The 17,127-nt window shown below is 66.5% G+C and carries 13 protein-coding genes and 1 pseudogene; 5 read left to right on the plus strand and 9 right to left on the minus strand.

Annotated elements, in window-relative coordinates:
- Positions 1–43: 43 nt before the first annotated feature.
- Together ABIE00_RS23050 and ABIE00_RS23055 are read right to left on the minus strand one after the other, a co-directional pair.
- A complete protein-coding gene (locus ABIE00_RS23050; RefSeq protein ID WP_354262950.1) occupies positions 44–1,558 on the minus strand; it encodes an APC family permease in 1,515 nt (504 codons plus the stop codon).
- Positions 1,559–1,579: 21 nt separating this feature from the next.
- Positions 1,580–2,989, minus strand: coding sequence for a flavin monoamine oxidase family protein (locus ABIE00_RS23055; RefSeq protein ID WP_354262951.1), 1,410 nt, complete (start codon positions 2,987–2,989; stop codon positions 1,580–1,582).
- A 145-nt stretch (positions 2,990–3,134) separates the two neighbouring features.
- On the opposite strand from ABIE00_RS23055, the gene ABIE00_RS23060 reads away from it, so the two are divergent.
- From ABIE00_RS23060 to ABIE00_RS23075, 4 genes and pseudogenes are all read left to right on the plus strand, one after another.
- Positions 3,135–3,827: a TetR/AcrR family transcriptional regulator gene (locus ABIE00_RS23060; RefSeq protein ID WP_354262952.1), complete on the plus strand. Its 693-nt coding sequence runs from the start codon at positions 3,135–3,137 to the stop codon at positions 3,825–3,827.
- Between the two features lie 88 nt (positions 3,828–3,915).
- Positions 3,916–4,500, plus strand: coding sequence for a hypothetical protein (locus ABIE00_RS23065; protein WP_354262953.1), 585 nt, complete (start codon positions 3,916–3,918; stop codon positions 4,498–4,500).
- Between the two features lie 922 nt (positions 4,501–5,422).
- Positions 5,423–5,656: pseudogene (locus tag ABIE00_RS23070) on the plus strand (LGFP repeat-containing protein); the annotation flags it as partial.
- A gap of 62 nt (positions 5,657–5,718) precedes the next feature.
- Positions 5,719–6,186: an LGFP repeat-containing protein gene (locus ABIE00_RS23075; protein ID WP_354262954.1), complete on the plus strand. Its 468-nt coding sequence runs from the start codon at positions 5,719–5,721 to the stop codon at positions 6,184–6,186.
- Here ABIE00_RS23075 and ABIE00_RS23080 read toward each other — a convergent pair.
- From ABIE00_RS23080 to ABIE00_RS23105, 6 genes are all read right to left on the minus strand, one after another.
- Positions 6,140–8,350: a putative bifunctional diguanylate cyclase/phosphodiesterase gene (locus ABIE00_RS23080; protein WP_354262955.1), complete on the minus strand. Its 2,211-nt coding sequence runs from the start codon at positions 8,348–8,350 to the stop codon at positions 6,140–6,142. The two genes, ABIE00_RS23075 and ABIE00_RS23080, sit on opposite strands and share 47 nt — an antisense overlap.
- A 280-nt stretch (positions 8,351–8,630) precedes the next feature.
- Positions 8,631–9,749 carry an NAD(P)/FAD-dependent oxidoreductase gene (locus ABIE00_RS23085; protein ID WP_354262956.1) on the minus strand — a complete coding sequence of 373 codons (1,119 nt, stop codon included), beginning with the start codon at positions 9,747–9,749 and terminating at the stop codon, positions 8,631–8,633.
- Positions 9,750–9,856: 107 nt separating this feature from the next.
- Positions 9,857–10,900, minus strand: a complete 1,044-nt coding sequence (locus ABIE00_RS23090) for a Gfo/Idh/MocA family protein (RefSeq protein WP_354262957.1) — start codon at positions 10,898–10,900, stop codon at positions 9,857–9,859.
- Positions 10,900–11,676, minus strand: a complete 777-nt coding sequence (locus tag ABIE00_RS23095) for an amino acid ABC transporter ATP-binding protein (protein WP_354262958.1) — start codon at positions 11,674–11,676, stop codon at positions 10,900–10,902. Before ABIE00_RS23095 ends, ABIE00_RS23090 begins: the two co-directional genes overlap by 1 nt.
- Positions 11,673–12,461, minus strand: a complete 789-nt coding sequence (locus tag ABIE00_RS23100) for an amino acid ABC transporter permease (RefSeq protein ID WP_354261170.1) — start codon at positions 12,459–12,461, stop codon at positions 11,673–11,675. Before ABIE00_RS23100 ends, ABIE00_RS23095 begins: the two co-directional genes overlap by 4 nt.
- 82 nt (positions 12,462–12,543) lie before the next feature.
- Positions 12,544–13,401: an ABC transporter substrate-binding protein gene (locus ABIE00_RS23105; protein ID WP_354263495.1), complete on the minus strand. Its 858-nt coding sequence runs from the start codon at positions 13,399–13,401 to the stop codon at positions 12,544–12,546.
- 165 nt (positions 13,402–13,566) lie between these two features.
- On the opposite strand from ABIE00_RS23105, the gene ABIE00_RS23110 reads away from it, so the two are divergent.
- The gene (locus ABIE00_RS23110) at positions 13,567–14,649 is read left to right on the plus strand and encodes a LacI family DNA-binding transcriptional regulator (protein ID WP_354262959.1); all 1,083 of its coding nucleotides are present in this window, start codon (positions 13,567–13,569) and stop codon (positions 14,647–14,649) included.
- Positions 14,650–14,663: 14 nt separating this feature from the next.
- Here ABIE00_RS23110 and treS read toward each other — a convergent pair whose 3' ends face one another.
- A complete protein-coding gene (gene treS, locus ABIE00_RS23115) occupies positions 14,664–16,844 on the minus strand; it encodes a maltose alpha-D-glucosyltransferase (protein WP_354263496.1) in 2,181 nt (726 codons plus the stop codon).
- Between the last annotated feature and the right edge of the window lie 283 nt (positions 16,845–17,127).

The raw sequence follows: 17,127 nt of genomic DNA on the forward strand, positions 1-17,127 counted from the left end.
TGCCCTGCCCACCACCCTATTGGTAAGTGTGCTTAGTTTCCAGTTAGAGGCCCCGCGCCAGCACCTCGCCCCTGAAGAATCCGGGCCGGATCCGGGCCATCACCAGCATGCTGAGCACGCCGAGCAGGATCACGCCCATGCCCAGGATGAACACCATGCCCACGCCGCCCACCGACGAACCGGAACCGTACTCCGGATCCATGGAGTCGTAGGCCGTCTTCACGAACATCACCAGCAGGATCACGCCACCCAACAGCGGAGCCAGGAACTTGAAGAGGAGCGCCCGGGCACTGCTGAAGGCCACTGCCCGGAAGAACCAGACGCACGCGAGCGCGGTGATCCCGTAGTAGAAGCAGATCATCATGCCCAGCGCCGTAATGGTGTCCCACAGCGCGTTCTCGGATGTGGTCCGGGTGATCACGTAGAACGCCGCCGCCGCGATGGCCGCCGCAATGGTGGCGTAGCTCGGCGACTTGAACGTGGGGCTGACCCTGCCGAACTTTCCGGGCAGTGCCTTGTAGTGGCCCATGGCCAGCAGCGTCCGCGCCGGAGAGACGAACGTGGACTGCAGCGAGGCCGCGGAACTGCTGAGGATGGCCAGCGACATCAGAATGGCGAACGGCCCCATGACCGGCCCGGACAGAACGGCGAAGATGCTGGACTGGTTCTCCGGATTGCCGGTGCCCAGGCCGGCCTCCCCCACACCGGCGAAGGACAGTGTGGCCAGCGCGGCCATCATATAGATGGCCACAATAACGACGACGGTCACGGTCGCCGCCCGCCCGGGAGTCTTCTCCGGGTTCCTCGTCTCCTCGTTCATGGTCAGAGTCACGTCCCAGCCCCAGTAAATGAAGATCGACAGTGACACGCCGGCCGCGAACGTGGAGAAGGAGTCCACGGCGAAGGGGTTGAACCAGTCCGGCGAGATGGCCGTGGCGTCGAACGCCGTCCCATTGGCCACGTGGACAAACGCGGAGACGGCAAACCACCCCAGCACCAGCAGCTGGAACCCCACCAGGACGTACTGGACGCCCTTGGTGGTTTCCATGCCGCGGTAGGAGATCCAGCACGCCGCCGCGATGAACACCAGGGTGGTGGCGATGTTCAGCGGCATGTTCTTTGACAGCTCAGCGATCCCGGGGTTGCCGAGCAGCTGGGCGAGCATCAGGTAGAAGAAGTCGACGGCGACCGCCGCAAGGTTGGACAGCACGATGATGGTGGCGGCGATCAGCCCCCACCCTCCCATCCAGCCAATCCACGGACCAAAGGCGCGCGTTGCCCACGTAAAGGAGGTCCCGGCGTCGGGCATTGCGTTGTTGAGTTCCCGGTAGCCGAGCGCCACGAGCAGCATGGGGATGAACCCCACGAGGAAGACCGCCGGCAGGTGCACGCCCACCTCGGACACGGTGGGTCCGAGGGCCGCGGTGAGCGTGTACGCCGGCGCGATGCAGGACACCCCGATCACCACGGCGCCGACCAGCCCGACGGAACCGGCCTTGAGGCCCTTTTCACTCAGGCTTTTGTGCGTGTCCTGGGTAACGGGGGCTTTTGTACTCATGGGATTGCCTCTCCGGAGTGATCAGCCGACGGCGGCCGTTGCGTCCGCCAGTTCAGGGGCCGTTGCTGCGGCCTCGGCGATGCGGGCCGCGGTGGCCTGGCCCATGCGGACCGCCCCGTCCACGTGCTGGTAGCCTTCGGCGGCGAGGTCGGAGGAGCACCAGTAGATGGGGCCGACGGCTGCGTGCTGGTCCTTGCCGTAGCGGTGCAGGCCGCCCAGGTCGTAGCTCGCGGCGTATGCGCCGCGCGTCCATTCCTCCGAGCCCCAGTCGGATTCGTAGTACACCTCGGGCTCCAGGGCCTTGTCCCCCAGGAAGCCGGCGATCGATTCCAGGATGGCTTTCTTGCGGTCCGCGGCGCTCAGTTCGAAGACGGCGTCGGCCTTTTCATCGGAGATGAAGCCGACGAGCGTTCCGCGGGTATCGCCGTGGTTGGTGTTGTCGTAGACCTCCTGGACCAGCGAGCCGGCGCCGAATCCGGTGCCGGAGAGTCCGTCCTCGCGCCAGAACGGCGTGCCGTAGACGGCGTGGACCTTGATGACCAGTCCCAGCGACTGGTGCTGGTGCATCTGGTGCTGGCGGCGCGGCAGCGGAGGGTTGAAGGAGACGCGGGAGTACAGGTTGGGCGGCACAGCCATGATCACGAAGCGCGCGTTTACCGTGGCCCGGTCGGAGACGGCGGTGACCCGGTGGCCGTTGCCGCCGTCGGCCTCCCAGTGGATGGTGCGCACCGGGCTGTTAAGGACGACGTCGGCACCCAGCTCCGCTGCCTGCAGCAGGGAGACCTGCTGCATCCCGCCGATGACCCGCTTGTCCAGGATGAAGTCCTCATCCGTCAGGTGGGTGAAGGAACCGGCGGAGGCGGCCATCAGGACTGCCTGCAGGGCGGAGAAGGCGTGCGCCGGCTTAGTGAGCATGCCGCCGGCGATGAACAGCCCGATGTTGTTGCAGGCCTCCTCGTCCGGGGAATTCTGGCGCAGCCAGTGGTGGAAGGAGATGGTGTCCAGCTCACGGGCCTTGGGGTGTGCCCACGGTTCGGTGGCGCCGATCTCGGCCGCCAGTTCATCCAGCAGCGCGGTGAGCTTTTCCATCTCGGCAGCCGTGGTGGCGCTGACCGGGAACATGTCCCCCGTGTAGCGGACCGGCGCGCCATCCGCACCCACGTAGACGGACTCGCCTTCGCGGTAGCGGGAGTAGGTGTCCAGGCCGAGCTCGTCCAGCAGGGCCAGGAGAGCGGTCTGGTCCGGCGATACCCACTGCCCGCCGATCTCGAGCATGGCACCGTCCACGGTGTCGGTCCACGTCCGGCCGCCCACACGGTCACGGGCCTCGAGCACAGCGACGCTCAGGCCCGCCTTTTTCAGTTCGCGGGCAGCGGTGAGGCCGGAAGGTCCGGCGCCGACGATCACTACGTCGCGGTCAAGATTCAGCATGATGTCCTTTCTCTGTGGCCGCTTGAGTGATGCGAACCACTAAATGAATGCCATTCATTTATAAGAACTATAGAGCCTTTGGCGAGGGAGCGGAAGAGGCTGATGGAATAATGCGAAAGGACGTTCACCCGCAGAAAGGTCAGCCATGCCGGCATCACCAGCCATAGCAACAGCCGGTTCAGCGACAGCTGGGCAGGGCAACCGACGCCGCGCCGGGCGCCCCGTGGGCGGCGTGCTGGACAAAGGCGGAATCACGGAGGCCGCGTTGCGGCTCATTGAGAAAAAGGGATACGACGGCCTCACCATGGCCGCGCTCGCCCGCTCACTCAACGTGGCGCCGTCGGCCCTCTACAACCACGTGAAATCCAAGGGGGACGTGCTCCTGCTCGTCGAGGACCATCTGGCCTCACTCGTGGACGTTTCGGCCTTCGGCGCCAGCCCGTGGGAGGACGCCGTGCGGAAATGGGCGTGGAGCTACCGCGACGTGTTCTCCCAGCACACCCCCCTCATACCGGTCATCGCCGTGCTGCCCGTGACCGACGCGCCCCAGACCCTCGCCATGTATGAGACGGTCAGCGCAGGTTTCCGCGACGCCGGTTTCCCGGAGGAGCGGATCGTCTCCTCCATCGTCGCGCTGGAGTCCTTCATCTTCGGCTCGGCCTACGACGTCACGGCGCCGGCGGACATCTTCGATCCCGGAACAATGGCAGAGGCGACGCCCAGCTTCACGGGCGCGGTCCGGAGCCTGGCCGAGCAGGGCCACGAGCGGCCGGCCGACGTCGCCTTCAGCCTCGGACTGGAGGCGCTGATCAGCGGGCTGGGCGCGCTGCGGGGCTGATCCCATTCCCCACGCCGCCCATTCCTCATGCGGTCCGGGGCGACTAAAATTCCTTAACACGCAACGTTGCGAGCTCAAGGACGGCGCCATGACCGTAATCGACCCGGAATCGCTGTTCTTTGAGTACAAGCTCCGGTACCGCGGCATCCCGGGGCTCGACCATGATCCGGTGGACTACCCGCTGCGCTGGGAAGTCGCGGTGAGCTGCCGGGTTCCCACCCCGGGCGGCGACGAGGAACGCCAACTCGGCAGCGCCGTCGTCCAGGTTGTCCCCAAAGCCGGCATGATCAACCTCTTCCTCACCACCGGGAAAGCCGACCAGGAAATGGCCAAGGCCGTCGAAATGCTCGCCGTGGACCGCCCGGACCTGATCAGGGAGTATCTGCAGGACGGCGGTGACCTGATGATCGTCTCCTCGCTCGAGATCTTCCCTGAGTACCGGGGCGGCAGGACGGGCTACTCGGTGCTGAACGCCATCGTCGAAACGGTGGGCCGGTCCGTGAACCTGGTGGTGGTCCACGCCGCGCCGGCGGATGCCGGGGAGTCCGCGCCGGAAGACCCGGACGAGTACCAGCAGGCCAAATCGGCGCTCCGGGAGTACTGGAAGGACTTCGGGTTCGAGGACGCCACGGGTGACTACCTCGTGTTCTTCCACAAGAAAATCCTGGCCTGACGAGCCCGTCGCAACGGCAGGGCCCCTGCACGCTATAGGCTCGTGTCCGGATGGCGTCCGCGGGGGGATGCGGCCGCCGCCGTAGGCAAAGGTCTCCGCCGTGTCTGTTCTGAAAGTCTCTGTTCTGAAAGTCCTGATCGCTGCCCTTCTGGCGCTGGCCGTTCCGGCCGGGGCGGTGGCCATGGCCCCGCCCGCCAACGCGTCAGCGCAGGTTTACAACCCCTGCGCCAGGCTGAGCGCCGGGCAGACCAAGTTCTCCGGTTTCGGGGCCAACAGGGTCACGTTCGCAACGGCCACCACCCGCAACACCAGCCTGCTCACCATCACCGGCTGCGTCCGTTCCGGTAACCGCTACGTTCAGGAGTGGCAGGACTGGGGCTACGGCGGGCAGTATGGGTTTGCGGCGCAGAACCGGGAATGGGAGGACACGTACCGGTCGCCCACCGGCTCGTTCAGTTTCACGGAGGCCCTTGGGCGCAGCAATCCCGGCACCGCCCTGAAGTACTACGCCATCAACTCCCGGTCCCGCTGGGGCGGCGAATGGAACCGGAACTACAACCAGTACTTTGAAGGCACCGGCGGCGAAGCCGACGAGAACCTCTGGACCTTCATGAACCAGAGCTATTACGAGCAGGCCGCCGTCATCAACTACAACCGGCCGCCGGACTCAAAAACTGTCCTCGGCGCCTCGTACGCCATTTTCTTCCACGCCGGCCGCGCCCCCAGCGCCGGCTGCGTCTCCACGAGCCTGGCCACGGTCACGCGGCTGCTCCGGACCAACCGGCCCGGAGACCGGATCATCATGGGGGCGGTGGATGACGTGTTCACGCCGTACTCGAGCAACCCGTTCGGCGCCATCACCGCCAAGTACGCCCGGACCGGAGGACCCGCCGGGTGGCTGGGAAACCCCGCCTCCCGTGAAATGACAGGGCTGCGCGGCGGCGGGGCTTACCAGGTGTTCAGGGGCGGGTCGATCTACTGGTCAGCGGCGGGAGGTGCGCACACGATCGCCGGCGCGATCCGCAGCAATTGGGCCTCCGCCGGCGCGCAGAACGGCCAGCTTGGCTACCCGACGTCGGATGAGGGACGCGGCCTCAGGAACGGCGGCGCCTACCAGGCCTTCCAGTGCGGCCGGATCCACTGGTCGCGGGCGACGGGGGCGCACAGCACCCGGGGTGGAATCCTCTCTTCCTGGGCGGCATCCGCTACGAGCGCGGGGTGCTCGGCTACCCCACCACTAACGAGTACGCCTTCAGCGGCGGGGCGGCACAGAACTTCCAGGGCGGCACCGTCACGTGGACTGCCCAGGCCGGGGCGCGGATCGTTGCCGGGGCCATCGGCGCGAAGTTCAGCTCTGCCCGCACCCTTGGGAATGCCACCACAGCTGAGCTGGCCACAGGGCTCGGCGGGCGTTACCAGGGCTTCCGGAACGGCTTCATCATCTGGCACCGCACAACCGGCGCTCACATCTCCACCGCAGCACTGCGCGCCGCGTGGATCACCGCCGGCGCCGAAACCGGAGCGCTAGGCTTCCCCACCGGCGACCCGCGTCCGGCCACTGCGGGAAGCACAGCAACGGGCACTGTCCAGGACTATCAGCACGGGCGGATTGCCATCGCCGCGGACGGTACCGTGACCGTCACGCTGGACCCGCCGCCGAGCGCTGGGCCGCCGTCGTCGTCGTGAACCAGTCGTCCAGCTCGGCGGGCGGAACGGGGCGGAGGATGTGGAAGCCCTGCGCCTGGTCGCAGCCGTAACGGCCCAGCTGGTCCAGCGCGTCTCCGTCCTCCACCCCTTCGGCGACAACCGTCAGGCCAAGGCTGTGGGCGAGGTTGATGGTCGAGGCAACCAAGGCCGCGCCCCGCGGGTCCTCGGTCATCGAGACGATGAAGGAGCGGTCAAGCTTCAGCTCGTTGATGGGCAGGTCCCGAAGGTAGGCCAGCGAACTGTAGCCCGTGCCGAAATCATCGATCGCCACCCGGATGCCCCTGGCCTGCAGCCCGGACAGGATGTCCCTGGCACGGACACGGTCCGGCATCATGAAATCCTCGGTGATCTCGACCATCAGCGCCGACTCCGCGAGGCCCCGCTCCTCGATCATGGCTGCGATCCGGTCCGGCAGCTCCGCGTCGATGAGCGAACTGGCAGAGAGGTTGGCGGCCACGGTCATTGGCCGCCCCTGCGCATGCCAGAGGGCAGCCTGATCCAGCGCCAGGGTGAGCACGCAGTCATTCAGGGCGTTCATGAGCCCGGCCTCCTCTGCAAGGAGAAGGAACGAGTCCGGGGCCAGCAGCCCATGCCGGGGATGGTTCCAGCGGACCAGGGCCTCCACGCCCTTCGTTTCCCCGGTGACCGCGTCCACCTTGGGCTGGTAATGCAGGATGAGCTCGCCCTCGGCCAAGGCAATGCGGAGCTCCTGCAGCATCCGCAGCCGTTCCTCACCGGTGCTGTGATCTTCGCTGGCATATACGTGCCGGCCGGTGCGGAAAGTCTTGGCCCGGTACATGGCCGTGTCCGCCTTGCGGAGCAGCGTTTTCAGGTCATTCCCCTGCTCCGGGAACAGGGCGATGCCCACGCTGACACCGACCTGCAGGGCAATGCCCCGCAGGGTGAGGGGCTCACTCAGGGCAGCCCGGAGCCTGTCGGCGAGCTGCAGGGCCTCGTGCTCGCCGGCATCAAGGAGGAGGACGGCGAACTCGTCCCCGCCCAGCCGGGCGATCAGGTCATCGGGGCCCAGGCACCGGCGGAGCCGTTCGCTGACCTGGACCAGCAGCCGGTCCCCCACGTCGTGGCCCAGGCTGTCGTTGATTTCCTTGAACCTGTCCGCATCCAGCAGGAGGAACGCGCAGCGTGCACCCTGCTGCGCGTCGAGCACCGCAGGAGCGTCGGTGTACAGCGCCCGCCGGTTCGGCAGCCCGGTCAGTTCATCCGTCCTGGACTGCCTTCGCACCTCGGCGAGGGTGACCAGCTGGCGGAAGGCCAGCTGGGTCCGGATGCCCGCGGACACCAGGGTTGCTGCAGCCAGCCCGACGGCGAGTTCCGGCACCGGGATCCCCGTGCCCACGATCAGGACCCCAAGGCCGGCGGCAGTGGCAACCATCGGAACCGCCGGGGTCCACGCCCCTTCACTGGCACCGTCGGCCGCTGCCCCCTCCCGGGTGAAGCCGTCTGCCCAGGCAGCGATGAGGCACAGGCCCGCTGTCCATCCCGCGTCCAGGGGTGTGCCCAGATAGTAGGTGTCGTATTCGAGCCGGAACGCATAAGCAACATCGGCCGCCGCGAACACCATAAGTCCCAGCATCAGGATCGCCCCGCTGCGGCCGGTGGCAAGACCCGGCACTGCCGCCATGCCGGCGGTCACGGCCAGGACAACAAGATCCAGGAGGGGGTAGGCGACGGCAACGGACGTGGCGAACGAGGGGAATCCGCCGGCAGCCGACAGCAGCGGGCTGAGCAGGACCACCAGGACGGAGGCGGCACCGAGTGAGCCGACGACGGCGTCCAGCAGCACGGAACGCGCGAGCCGCTGGCGCAACGGGAGCAGATGGACGAACAGTCCGCTGAGGACCAACGGATAAAACAGCAGGTAGCCAATATCCGCGGGCGACGGGAAGGGAAGCGAACTGGCCCCCGCGAGTGAGCTGACGTAGAAAGTGCTTCCCGCCGCGAACGCTGCCAAGGCCATTGCCACCAGGGCAAGTGCCCGATTCTTGGCACGGTAGGCCGCCAGACCGGCCACAGCCGCGGGCGCCCACGACGCGGGCATGCCGAGCCAAAGGTCCACGAGCGGATTGAACCCCTCGCCGTGTACCATCAGTCCGGCCAGGTACAGGCCCAGGAACACCCACATGAACCACAGCAGCCATGGCCTGGATCCCCCACGCCCGCCAGACCGAAGCGCTCTTCGGATCACGCCTGTCTTCATCCGCCCCCCAGCATCAGATGCGCCGGCAGCACCCGACGGGTACACAGCAACCGCATGTGACTCGTATCGTACGTTACGTCAGGGGCCCATCCGATAGCCGCCTAGTAATTGTGACCGCAAAGAAGCCCCGCACGGCTCGTGTGTCAGCGGTGCAGGGCTTCCGTTTGCTTAAGTCAGGAGGACCGGGCTCAGGCGGGCCCCTCGCTCAGGAAAACCGGGCGGGACGGAACGTGGCCAGCATGGGGTGCTTGTCCCCGGTGAGGATCTCACCGGCAAGGAGCTCGCCGACAACGAGACCCAGCGTTGCACCGGAGTGGGTAAACGCCACAAAGCAGCCGGGCACCTGGCCAAGCTCACCCAGCACCGGCTCACCGTCGCCCGGAATGGGCTTGTAGCCGATCTTCCAGCTGGCAGGTTTCAGCTCGGGGTTGCCGGCGATCAGCTTGCTGGCTTCGTCGGCGAGTTCCTGGACCACGTCCTCCGGGATGCTGAACGAACCGTCTGCATGCTCCGTGATGTGTTCCTCGTACCAGTCGTGGTCCAGGGCAAAGGTACTGCCGGGGTTGGGGCGCACGGCGGCGCGCGGCGTGTTCATCACGGCCTTGACGTCGTGCTCCACCGGCTTGGTCAGCACCAGCATGGACACCGGGGAACCGTTGGGGATATCCACGCCCAGCGGCGCGACGACGGCCGGTGTCGCCGCACCGCACGCCACCAGAACCGCGTCGGCGTCGTATGTCTCGCCCGCCGCTGTCTCGACGCCCACCGCCCGGCCGCCGTCGAGCACGACGGACGACTTGCCGGCGTTCAATACCAGCCGGCCGCCGCGATGGTGGAACTCCTCCATCAGGAAGTCCACCAGGTCCGGCAGGCTGACCCAGCCCTCGCCCGGGTTGAAGATGGCATTCTCAGGAATGGCGCCCGAATCAATGCCGGGTGTGAACGCCGCAACGCCGTCCGGCGCGAGCAGCTTTGAGTCATAGCCGATTGACTTCTCGTAGGCGTGGCGGGCTTTAGTGATCTCCCGCTGCCCGGCGGCGTTCCACATCAGTCCGCCGCCGAACTGCAGCCACTCACGGCTGGGATCGGCAGCGAAGAGGGTGCGGTACCGGTCCACACCGGCGAGGCGGAGCTGGTGGTAGGGCGTGGACCGTTCGCCGGCGGAGTTGAGCCAGGAGAGGGAACGGCCGGTGGCTTCGCTGGCCAGGCCGCGTTCGGTCAGCAGCGTGACGGATGCGCCTTCGCGGAGCAGGTGGACAGCGGTGGAGACACCCAGGATGCCGCCGCCGATGATGGCGACGTGCTTGGTCGCGGTGGAGGACATGAGTTCTCCCTTTCTGTGGATTTTGGACACGGTTGATGGGGACGCGAAGCCGCGTCCGGGAAGGATGGGGCGGCGGGTTGCCGCAAGCTGGTTACCGGTGCTGAGACTTAAGCCCGCGCGTGGATCCCTTCGATGATCCTGAGGACTTCAAGCGGCTCGGCCGGATCGACGGGCAGCGGCCCTTCGCCTCGCAGGGCGGAGGCGAGTTGAACGTAAAACTCCGGGTACGCTCCCCGCTCTGCAGGCACGTGACCGGCTGTCCCGTCCACCCCCAGAAGCCCCCAAGACTCCTGGGAATCGATGCCGTAGGCGGGATCCGACGGCAGCACGCCGGCGGCGAGCGCGGGCTCCTGGCCGTCCAGGCCCCACTTCGTGTACCCCGCCTCCGAGCCCAGGACGTGGAAGCGGGGGCCCACCTGGGCTGCCATGCCGTTCATCCACAGTCTGCTGCGGACTCCGGTCCCGTGAAGCAGGGAGACGAACGCCTCTGTGTCTGCGGCCTCCGGATCCGGTCCCCGGTTGGCCGTCTCGCCGTAGCTCCGTTCAATGGGTCCGAACAGCTGAATGGCCTGGTCGATAAGGTGCGCGCCGAGGTCGTGGAGGATCCCGCCGCCCTGGGCGAGGGAGACGGTGTCGCGCCAGTTGCCGAAGCCCTCCGGCCGCCACCATTCGAACCGTGATTCGAAGGTTCGCACCTCACCCAGGGCCCGCTGCCGAAGCAGCTTCTGCAAAGTCAGGAAGTCGGCGTCCCACCGGCGGTTCTGGAACACAGTGAGCTGCACCCCGGCCTCGGACGCCAGTGCGATCAGTTCCTCCCCCTGGTCTGAGGTCGGAACGAAGGGCTTGTCTACCACCACATGGAGGCCATGTGCAATGGCTGCTGCCGCAAGGTCGAAGTGGGTGTGTGGCGGGGTGCCCAGGATGACCAGGTCCAGGTCCCCGGTCTGCGCGAACATCGCCTCCGGCCTGGGAACGATGCGCGCCTGCGGGTGGAGCCTGGCCGCCTCGGCGGCCCGGGCGGGATCCGCCGTCACGATCACATCCAGCGAGTAGCGCGGATCCGCCGCGATCAGCGGCGTGTGGAAGACCTTGCCGGAGATTCCGAAGCCGACGACGGCGGTCCGGATGGGTGCCGCAGTGCCGTTCAGCATCACAGCACCTCCGAGAGGAAGCGCTGCAGGCGTTCGCTGCGTGGGTTGTCGAACAGTTGTGCCGGGGTGCCGGCTTCCACGACTTCGCCCTCGTCCATGAAGACCACCTGGTCGGCGACCTTGCGGGCGAAGCCCATCTCGTGCGTGACCACCAGCATGGTCATGCCGCGTTTGCCGAGTCCTGCCATGAGGTTCAGGACGCCCTTGACCAGTTCCGGGTCCAGGGCGCTGGTGGCTTCGTCGAACAGCATGACTTCCGGTTCCATGGCCAGGGCGCGGGCGATGGCCACGCGCTGCTGCTGGCCGCCGGACAGGTCGCGGGGCCGGTGGTCGGCCCGCTCGGCCAGTCCTACTTCGGCGAGGCCGCGGCGGGCACGTTCCCTGGCCTCGGCCTTGGGCATGCCCTTGACGCTCCACAGGGCCAGCGCCACGTTTTCCAGGGCTGTGTGGTCCGGGAACAGGTTGAAGTGCTGGAAGACCATGCCGATCCTGGCGCGCAGGATGTCGGGCTTGACCTGGAGGGCGCTTTCACCGGCCAGCAGCACGTCGCCGCTCTTGGGTTCATGCAGCCGGTTGACGCCGCGCAACAGCGTGGACTTGCCCGAGCCTGAGGGCCCGATGATGCAGGTGGTGGTGCCCGGGGCGACGGTGAGGCTGACGTTGCGCAGGACCTCGATGTCCCCGTAGGCCATGGTCAGGTTCTTCAGTTCCAGGCTGGATCCGTGGAACGTATGGTTTTCCGCGGCGGTATTGGCGGTGTTGCTTGCGAGGCTCATGTGTTGCTCCCGGTGATCAGCGGCGAGGCCGCGTCGAGTTCGGTGACTTCCTTCAGACCGCTGGTGGGCGGGGTGGGCCGGCGGCGGCCGGTGCGGAAGCGGCTGTCGAAGTAGTTGACCAGGTGGGTCAGGGGCACGGTGATGACGAGGTAGAAGATGCCTGCCATGACCAGGGGCGAGAGGTTTCCGGAGAGCACGGCGGCGTCCTGGCCTACGCGGAAGAGTTCGCGTTCGCTGACCAGCAGGCCCAGGAAGTAGACCAGGGAGGAGTCCTTGACGATGGCGATGAACTGATTGACCAGGGCAGGCAGGACGCGGCGGACGCCCTGCGGGACCACCACGAGCCGCATGGATTTGGCGTAGCTCATGCCCAGGGCCCGGCACGCTTCGCCCTGGCCCTTGTCGACGCTTTGGATGCCGGCGCGGAAGATTTCGCCGATATAGGCGCTGGCGATCAGGCTCAGCGCAATGATCCCCAGCGGGTACGGGGAGGGTCCGAAGATTGACTGGCTGAACCGGGCGAAGCCCTGCCCGATCAGCAGGATGGTGAGGATGGCCGGAAGGCCGCGGAACAGGTCGGTGTAGATCCGGGCCGGCACCCGCAGCCACTTGGATGGGGAGATGCCCATGACCGCCACCACCATGCCCAGCGCGACGCCGATGATGGTGGCGGCAACGGAAATGATCAGGGTGTTCAGAAGGCCAACCCCAAGGAGTTGGGGCAGGACTTCGGCCATAGCGCCGAAATCGAAAAAGGTACGGATGATGGTGTTGAGCCAGTCCATGGTTGCTCTCAGACGTAGTTAGCTGGTGGACGGCCGAACGGACCGCCGGTGGGTGGTCCGCCCGGCCGCAGGCCGGGTGGCTTTACTTGCTCGGCGTCGGGCTTGCCGTCTGCTCGGCCTTGGGAAGGTACTGCTTGGGCATCGGGGAGCCTGGGAACCACTTCTGGTAGAGCTTCTTCCAGGTTCCGTCCGCCATCGCTGCGGCCAGGCCCTTGTTCAGGGCCTCCTTGAAGGCTGTCTTGCCCTTGGCAACTGCGAAGCCAGCCGGGGCATCGAAGGACGGAATGTCCGCGGCGCTGACCAGGCCGTGCTGCTTCTCATAGGCCTTGGCCGCCTCATAGTCCAGGAAGTGCGCATCCACCGCGCCACTGTTCACCGCGGCGATGGCGGTGTTATTGTCCGGGAAGCGCACCAGGTTCGCCGAGGTGAAGTTCTTCACTGCATAGGCTTCCTGCAGAGTTCCCTGGACCACGCCCAGTCGCTTTCCGTTGAGGCCGGCGACGTCCCTGATGCCCGAGGTTTTGGTGGTAATGACTGTCAGGTAGCCTGCGAGGTAGCCGTCGGAGAAGTCAACAGTTTCCTTGCGCTTGTCCGTGATGCCAATGGCGGCCACGCCCACGTCGAACTGGCCGTTGGCCACGGCGGAGAGCAGCCCGGAGAAGTCCTGGCCGGTGAAGACCACGTTGTCCACGCCGGCGCGGTGGGCAACGTCCTTGAACAGTTCGACGTCGAAGCCGGTGAAATTGCCCTGCGCATCGGCGAAGGTGTACGGCTTGGCATCCCCCAGGCTCGCAACCCGGATGGTGCCCGGCTGGATCAGCCCATAGGGGTTGTCCTGCGTGGACGAGGACGCGGGAGCGCCGCCACAGCCCGACAATGCCACGAGTGCTGCAACAGCCGCCGCGACGGCCACCCCGGGGCGCAGGTTCTTTCGTTTGATCACTTCATCATTCCAATCGTTGAGCAGGCCGCCTCTGGCCCGGGGTCCGAAATCCCTTGTTGAGTCCGGTCTCAGCCGGTACCATTGAGACCGGACTCACATTGGGGTTGCTAAAAATGTAACCCAAGCCACAAAGGCCGTCAAGGCCCTTCTGAAAGGCAGCACATGAGCAGCACCAGTTCGAGGCGGCGGGACGTCACGGTCGCAGATGTCGCCAAGGCCGCGCAGGTCTCCAAGGCCCAGGCCGCCCGCGCGCTGGGCAATTACGGCGCCGTCAGCGACGACGTCCGCGAGCGTGTCCTGGCCGCCGCCGAGGAGCTGTCCTACCGCCCGAACGAACTGGCCCGCAGTATGAACACCGGAAAATCACACACCATTGGCGTTGTGGTGGGGGACATCGAAAACCCGCATTTTGGCCTCGCAACCAGGGGAATCACGGACGCCGCCAAGAAGAGCGGGTTCAACGTCATTCTGGTCAACACGGACGAGAACACAGCGGCTGAAGTGGATGCTGTCCGCGTTCTGCTCGATAAGAGGGTCGACGGCCTGATCGTCGCGCCGGCGTCGTCGGTGGAGACGGAGCATTTGCGGCGGGTCCATGAATCAGGCCGGCCGCTGGTGCTGCTAGACCGCTCGGCTGACGGCCTCGCGGTGGAGACTGTCGCCGTCGACATGGGCGCCATCTCCCACGAATCCACGCGTTACCTGCTTGAGGCAGGGCACCGGCGGGTCGCCTTCATCTCAACGCTGCGCAGCGATCCCGGGTACTCGGCGGGAATGCGCCTGGACTCATCGCAGATCTCGGACCGCCTGGAAGGCATGCGGCGGGCCTTTGCGGACGCGGGCTGCACGTTCCCCGACGACCTGGTACGGCTCAATGCCGGCGATGCCGGCTCCATCCGGAACCTCACGCGCGAGGTGCTGCTCGGCACCGACCGGGCCACCGCCGTCGTGGCTTCGGACGGCCTGATTGCCCTCAGTGTGGTGGAGGCTATTCAGGAACTGGGGCTCCGTATCCCTGAGGACGTGTCGTTCCTGATGTACGACGACTTCGCCTGGACCCGTCTGACCACGCCGCCCCTGACCGTGGTGGCGCAGCCCGTCTACGACATGGGGGCCGCGGCGGCCAATGCCCTGATCAGGCAGATCGATGGCCGGCCGCCGCTGGCCCCGGCGCCGGAGTTCAACGCCAGGCTGGTCCGCCGGGGCTCGGTGGGTACAGCGCCCGTGGCGGTACCGGCACCTTAGGTTCCGATACCGGCTCACTCGGCGTCGCCGTCGTCGTCCTTCTCCCCGTCCTTCAGGAGCAGGGCCGTGCCCTGGTAGGCACCCAGCTCCAGGAAGAAGCTGTGCAGGTCATCGACCTGCCCAACGGCCTCACCGCTGAAGAGGTCGTGGACGCTGCTGCCGGGAACCAGATGGGTCGACTGGATGCTGCCCGCGATGTCCTGGCCGGAGAAGTTGAGCACGGTTGCCTGCAGGTCCCCGCTGCCCAGCCTGTTGACCAGAACCAGCAGGCCGCGCTGGGAAACTTCCGGCACGTCCAGCAGGGTGCTGGTGGCGATCCCGCTCTCTTCCCGCACGGAAAGGATCTTCTGCAGGCGCCGGGCGAAGGAATCCGGGTTCTTAAGCTGGTCCGGCAACGTCCCGTAGAGGCTGCGGGCACGCGGCATGCCGGCAGAGGAGGCCTCCGCCTCGGGGCTGGTGCCCATGATGTCGTGGGCACCCCGGTTGATCCAGCGGGTATCGCCCTGCGCGGTCAGCTCCCGCACTTTCTGGCGGTCAAGGGCGGCGACGCCGGTGAGGTCCCAGCCGGACAGGGCAAAGACGCCCGGCTGCAGGGCGTTGTACATGGACAGCAGAACGTGGACGTCCAGGATCTGGGCCTGCTGTTCCTCCGTGAGGTTATCCGGATCCTGGATGCCGAGGGCGGCCATGATGAAGCTGACGGTGGTGCAGGCGATGCCGTTGGTGGTGAACAGGGCGTTGTACGGAGTGTCCGGTCCGGTCAGCCGCTCCCGCAGGGTCTGCTGGACATGCTCGGCGACTTCGGCCCCGGTGAGCTCCTGGCCATTGAGTTCAAACACGTCGTCCTTGTGCCCGGCAGCGAAATGGACCAGCTCGTAGGTCAGCTCGTCGTGGTTCTGCAGGGCATGGACCAGTGATGCCTGGTCGACGCCGATTTCCATGGCTAGCCGCAGGGTCAGGCGCAGGAATTCGGTGTCGGCAGTCACCAGCGCGTAGTGGTACGCGGGCCGGGTGACGAAGTCGTAGGAAAGATCCGGACCGGCCTCTGAGGTGGCTTTGATGTCATCGATGGTCAGGTTGAGTTCCTGGAAGGAGAACCCGCCCACCTTGCGGATCATGGAGCCGATGAGCTGGTTTGCGGCCTCGGACAGCGGGTGCCCCTCGGACCAGCCCGGCTGCTCCTCGGCGCTCTTCTCCACGCCCAGGAACCCGTTCGCGTCCAGCCGCAGCGCGCCGGTGCCCAGGTCGAGCAGCGAATGCAGCGCATCCCCGACCACCAGGCGCATGCCCGCAAAGGTGGGGTCCAGCCAGTTGATGGACGGCTGTCCGGCCTTGAAGTAGTGCAGGTAGACCCAGCGCCGGGTCTTCCCGGCCGTGTCCACGATCGGCCGTGTGGCACTCCAGTTGGTCTCCTTGACCCCGGGTTCATAGAAGATCACCCGCTGGAGCCGGCCGATGATGTAGCCGGCCTTCTGCAGCGCCTGCTCCGCGTCCGGGCTGATGTTGACGGAGTCTTCGCCTTCGGGAACGTCCGGCAGCAGGTGCCAGTCCTCCTCCGGGATGTCGATCATGTGATAGATGCCGGGATAGTCCCGGAAGTTCATCTCGGCCAGGCGGAAGTCGGCACCCTTGCCCGTGTGGCCGGGAACGATGTCATCAATGACGGTGCCGTCATGGTCGGCAGCGACCTCGCACATCTTGCGGAATTCGTCCTCCGTGCCGAACACCGGGTCGATCGCCATGCTGATGCGGTCGAAGTGCCCGTCCACGCTCGGCGTCTGGGACCAGCCGCGGATGCCGCCGGCGAGCTTGACGGGGCCGGTGTGCAGGCCCCTGATCCCGATCTCCCGGAACGCGTCCCAGAGCTCAGGATCTCCCAGGGCGGAGAGGAAGGACTGGCCCGGGCGCGTGATGAAGGACAACGGGTACGCGGTAAACCAGACGGGGGCGCGTTCCACGGCAGCCCGCGGGTTCGGATGGGCATAGGAGTTCTGCCACATGCTGGCCTGTCCGGAGAGCTGCCGCGCCATCACGTTCGCGTCGCCCAGCATCGCCTGGTTGCGCAGCCACTCAACATAGGCCGCGTTTCGGCCGTCGAATTCGAGCGATGGGCGGTCGGCAAAGAACTGCCGACGGCGGGCGATCGGCCTGAGTGCCTTGGGTCGGGCGGGATAGAACTGCTCGTCGTAGGTGATGTCAGCGGCTTCCGTTGCTTCCGGCGCTTCAGCCGCTGAGTCGGCCGAGGGCGCTTCGGCTGCTGAGTCGGCCGGCGCCTCGGTCGCTTCCGCGGCCGCCGGATCAGCGGAGACCGAATCGAACCGGTCAGGCTCGCCGGCCAAATCGTCAGCTACTGAAACGCTCTTGTTGAAGCTTGCTTCCCGCACAGATTGCTCCTTTATCGGTGGTTCCTGCGTGGCACCTCCCGGGGTGTTCTTCAGTCTTCCCGTACCCCGGCGCCTTGAGAGTATTCACATTTGT

Source organism: Arthrobacter sp. OAP107 (genome assembly GCF_040546765.1).
GTDB lineage: Bacteria > Actinomycetota > Actinomycetes > Actinomycetales > Micrococcaceae > Arthrobacter.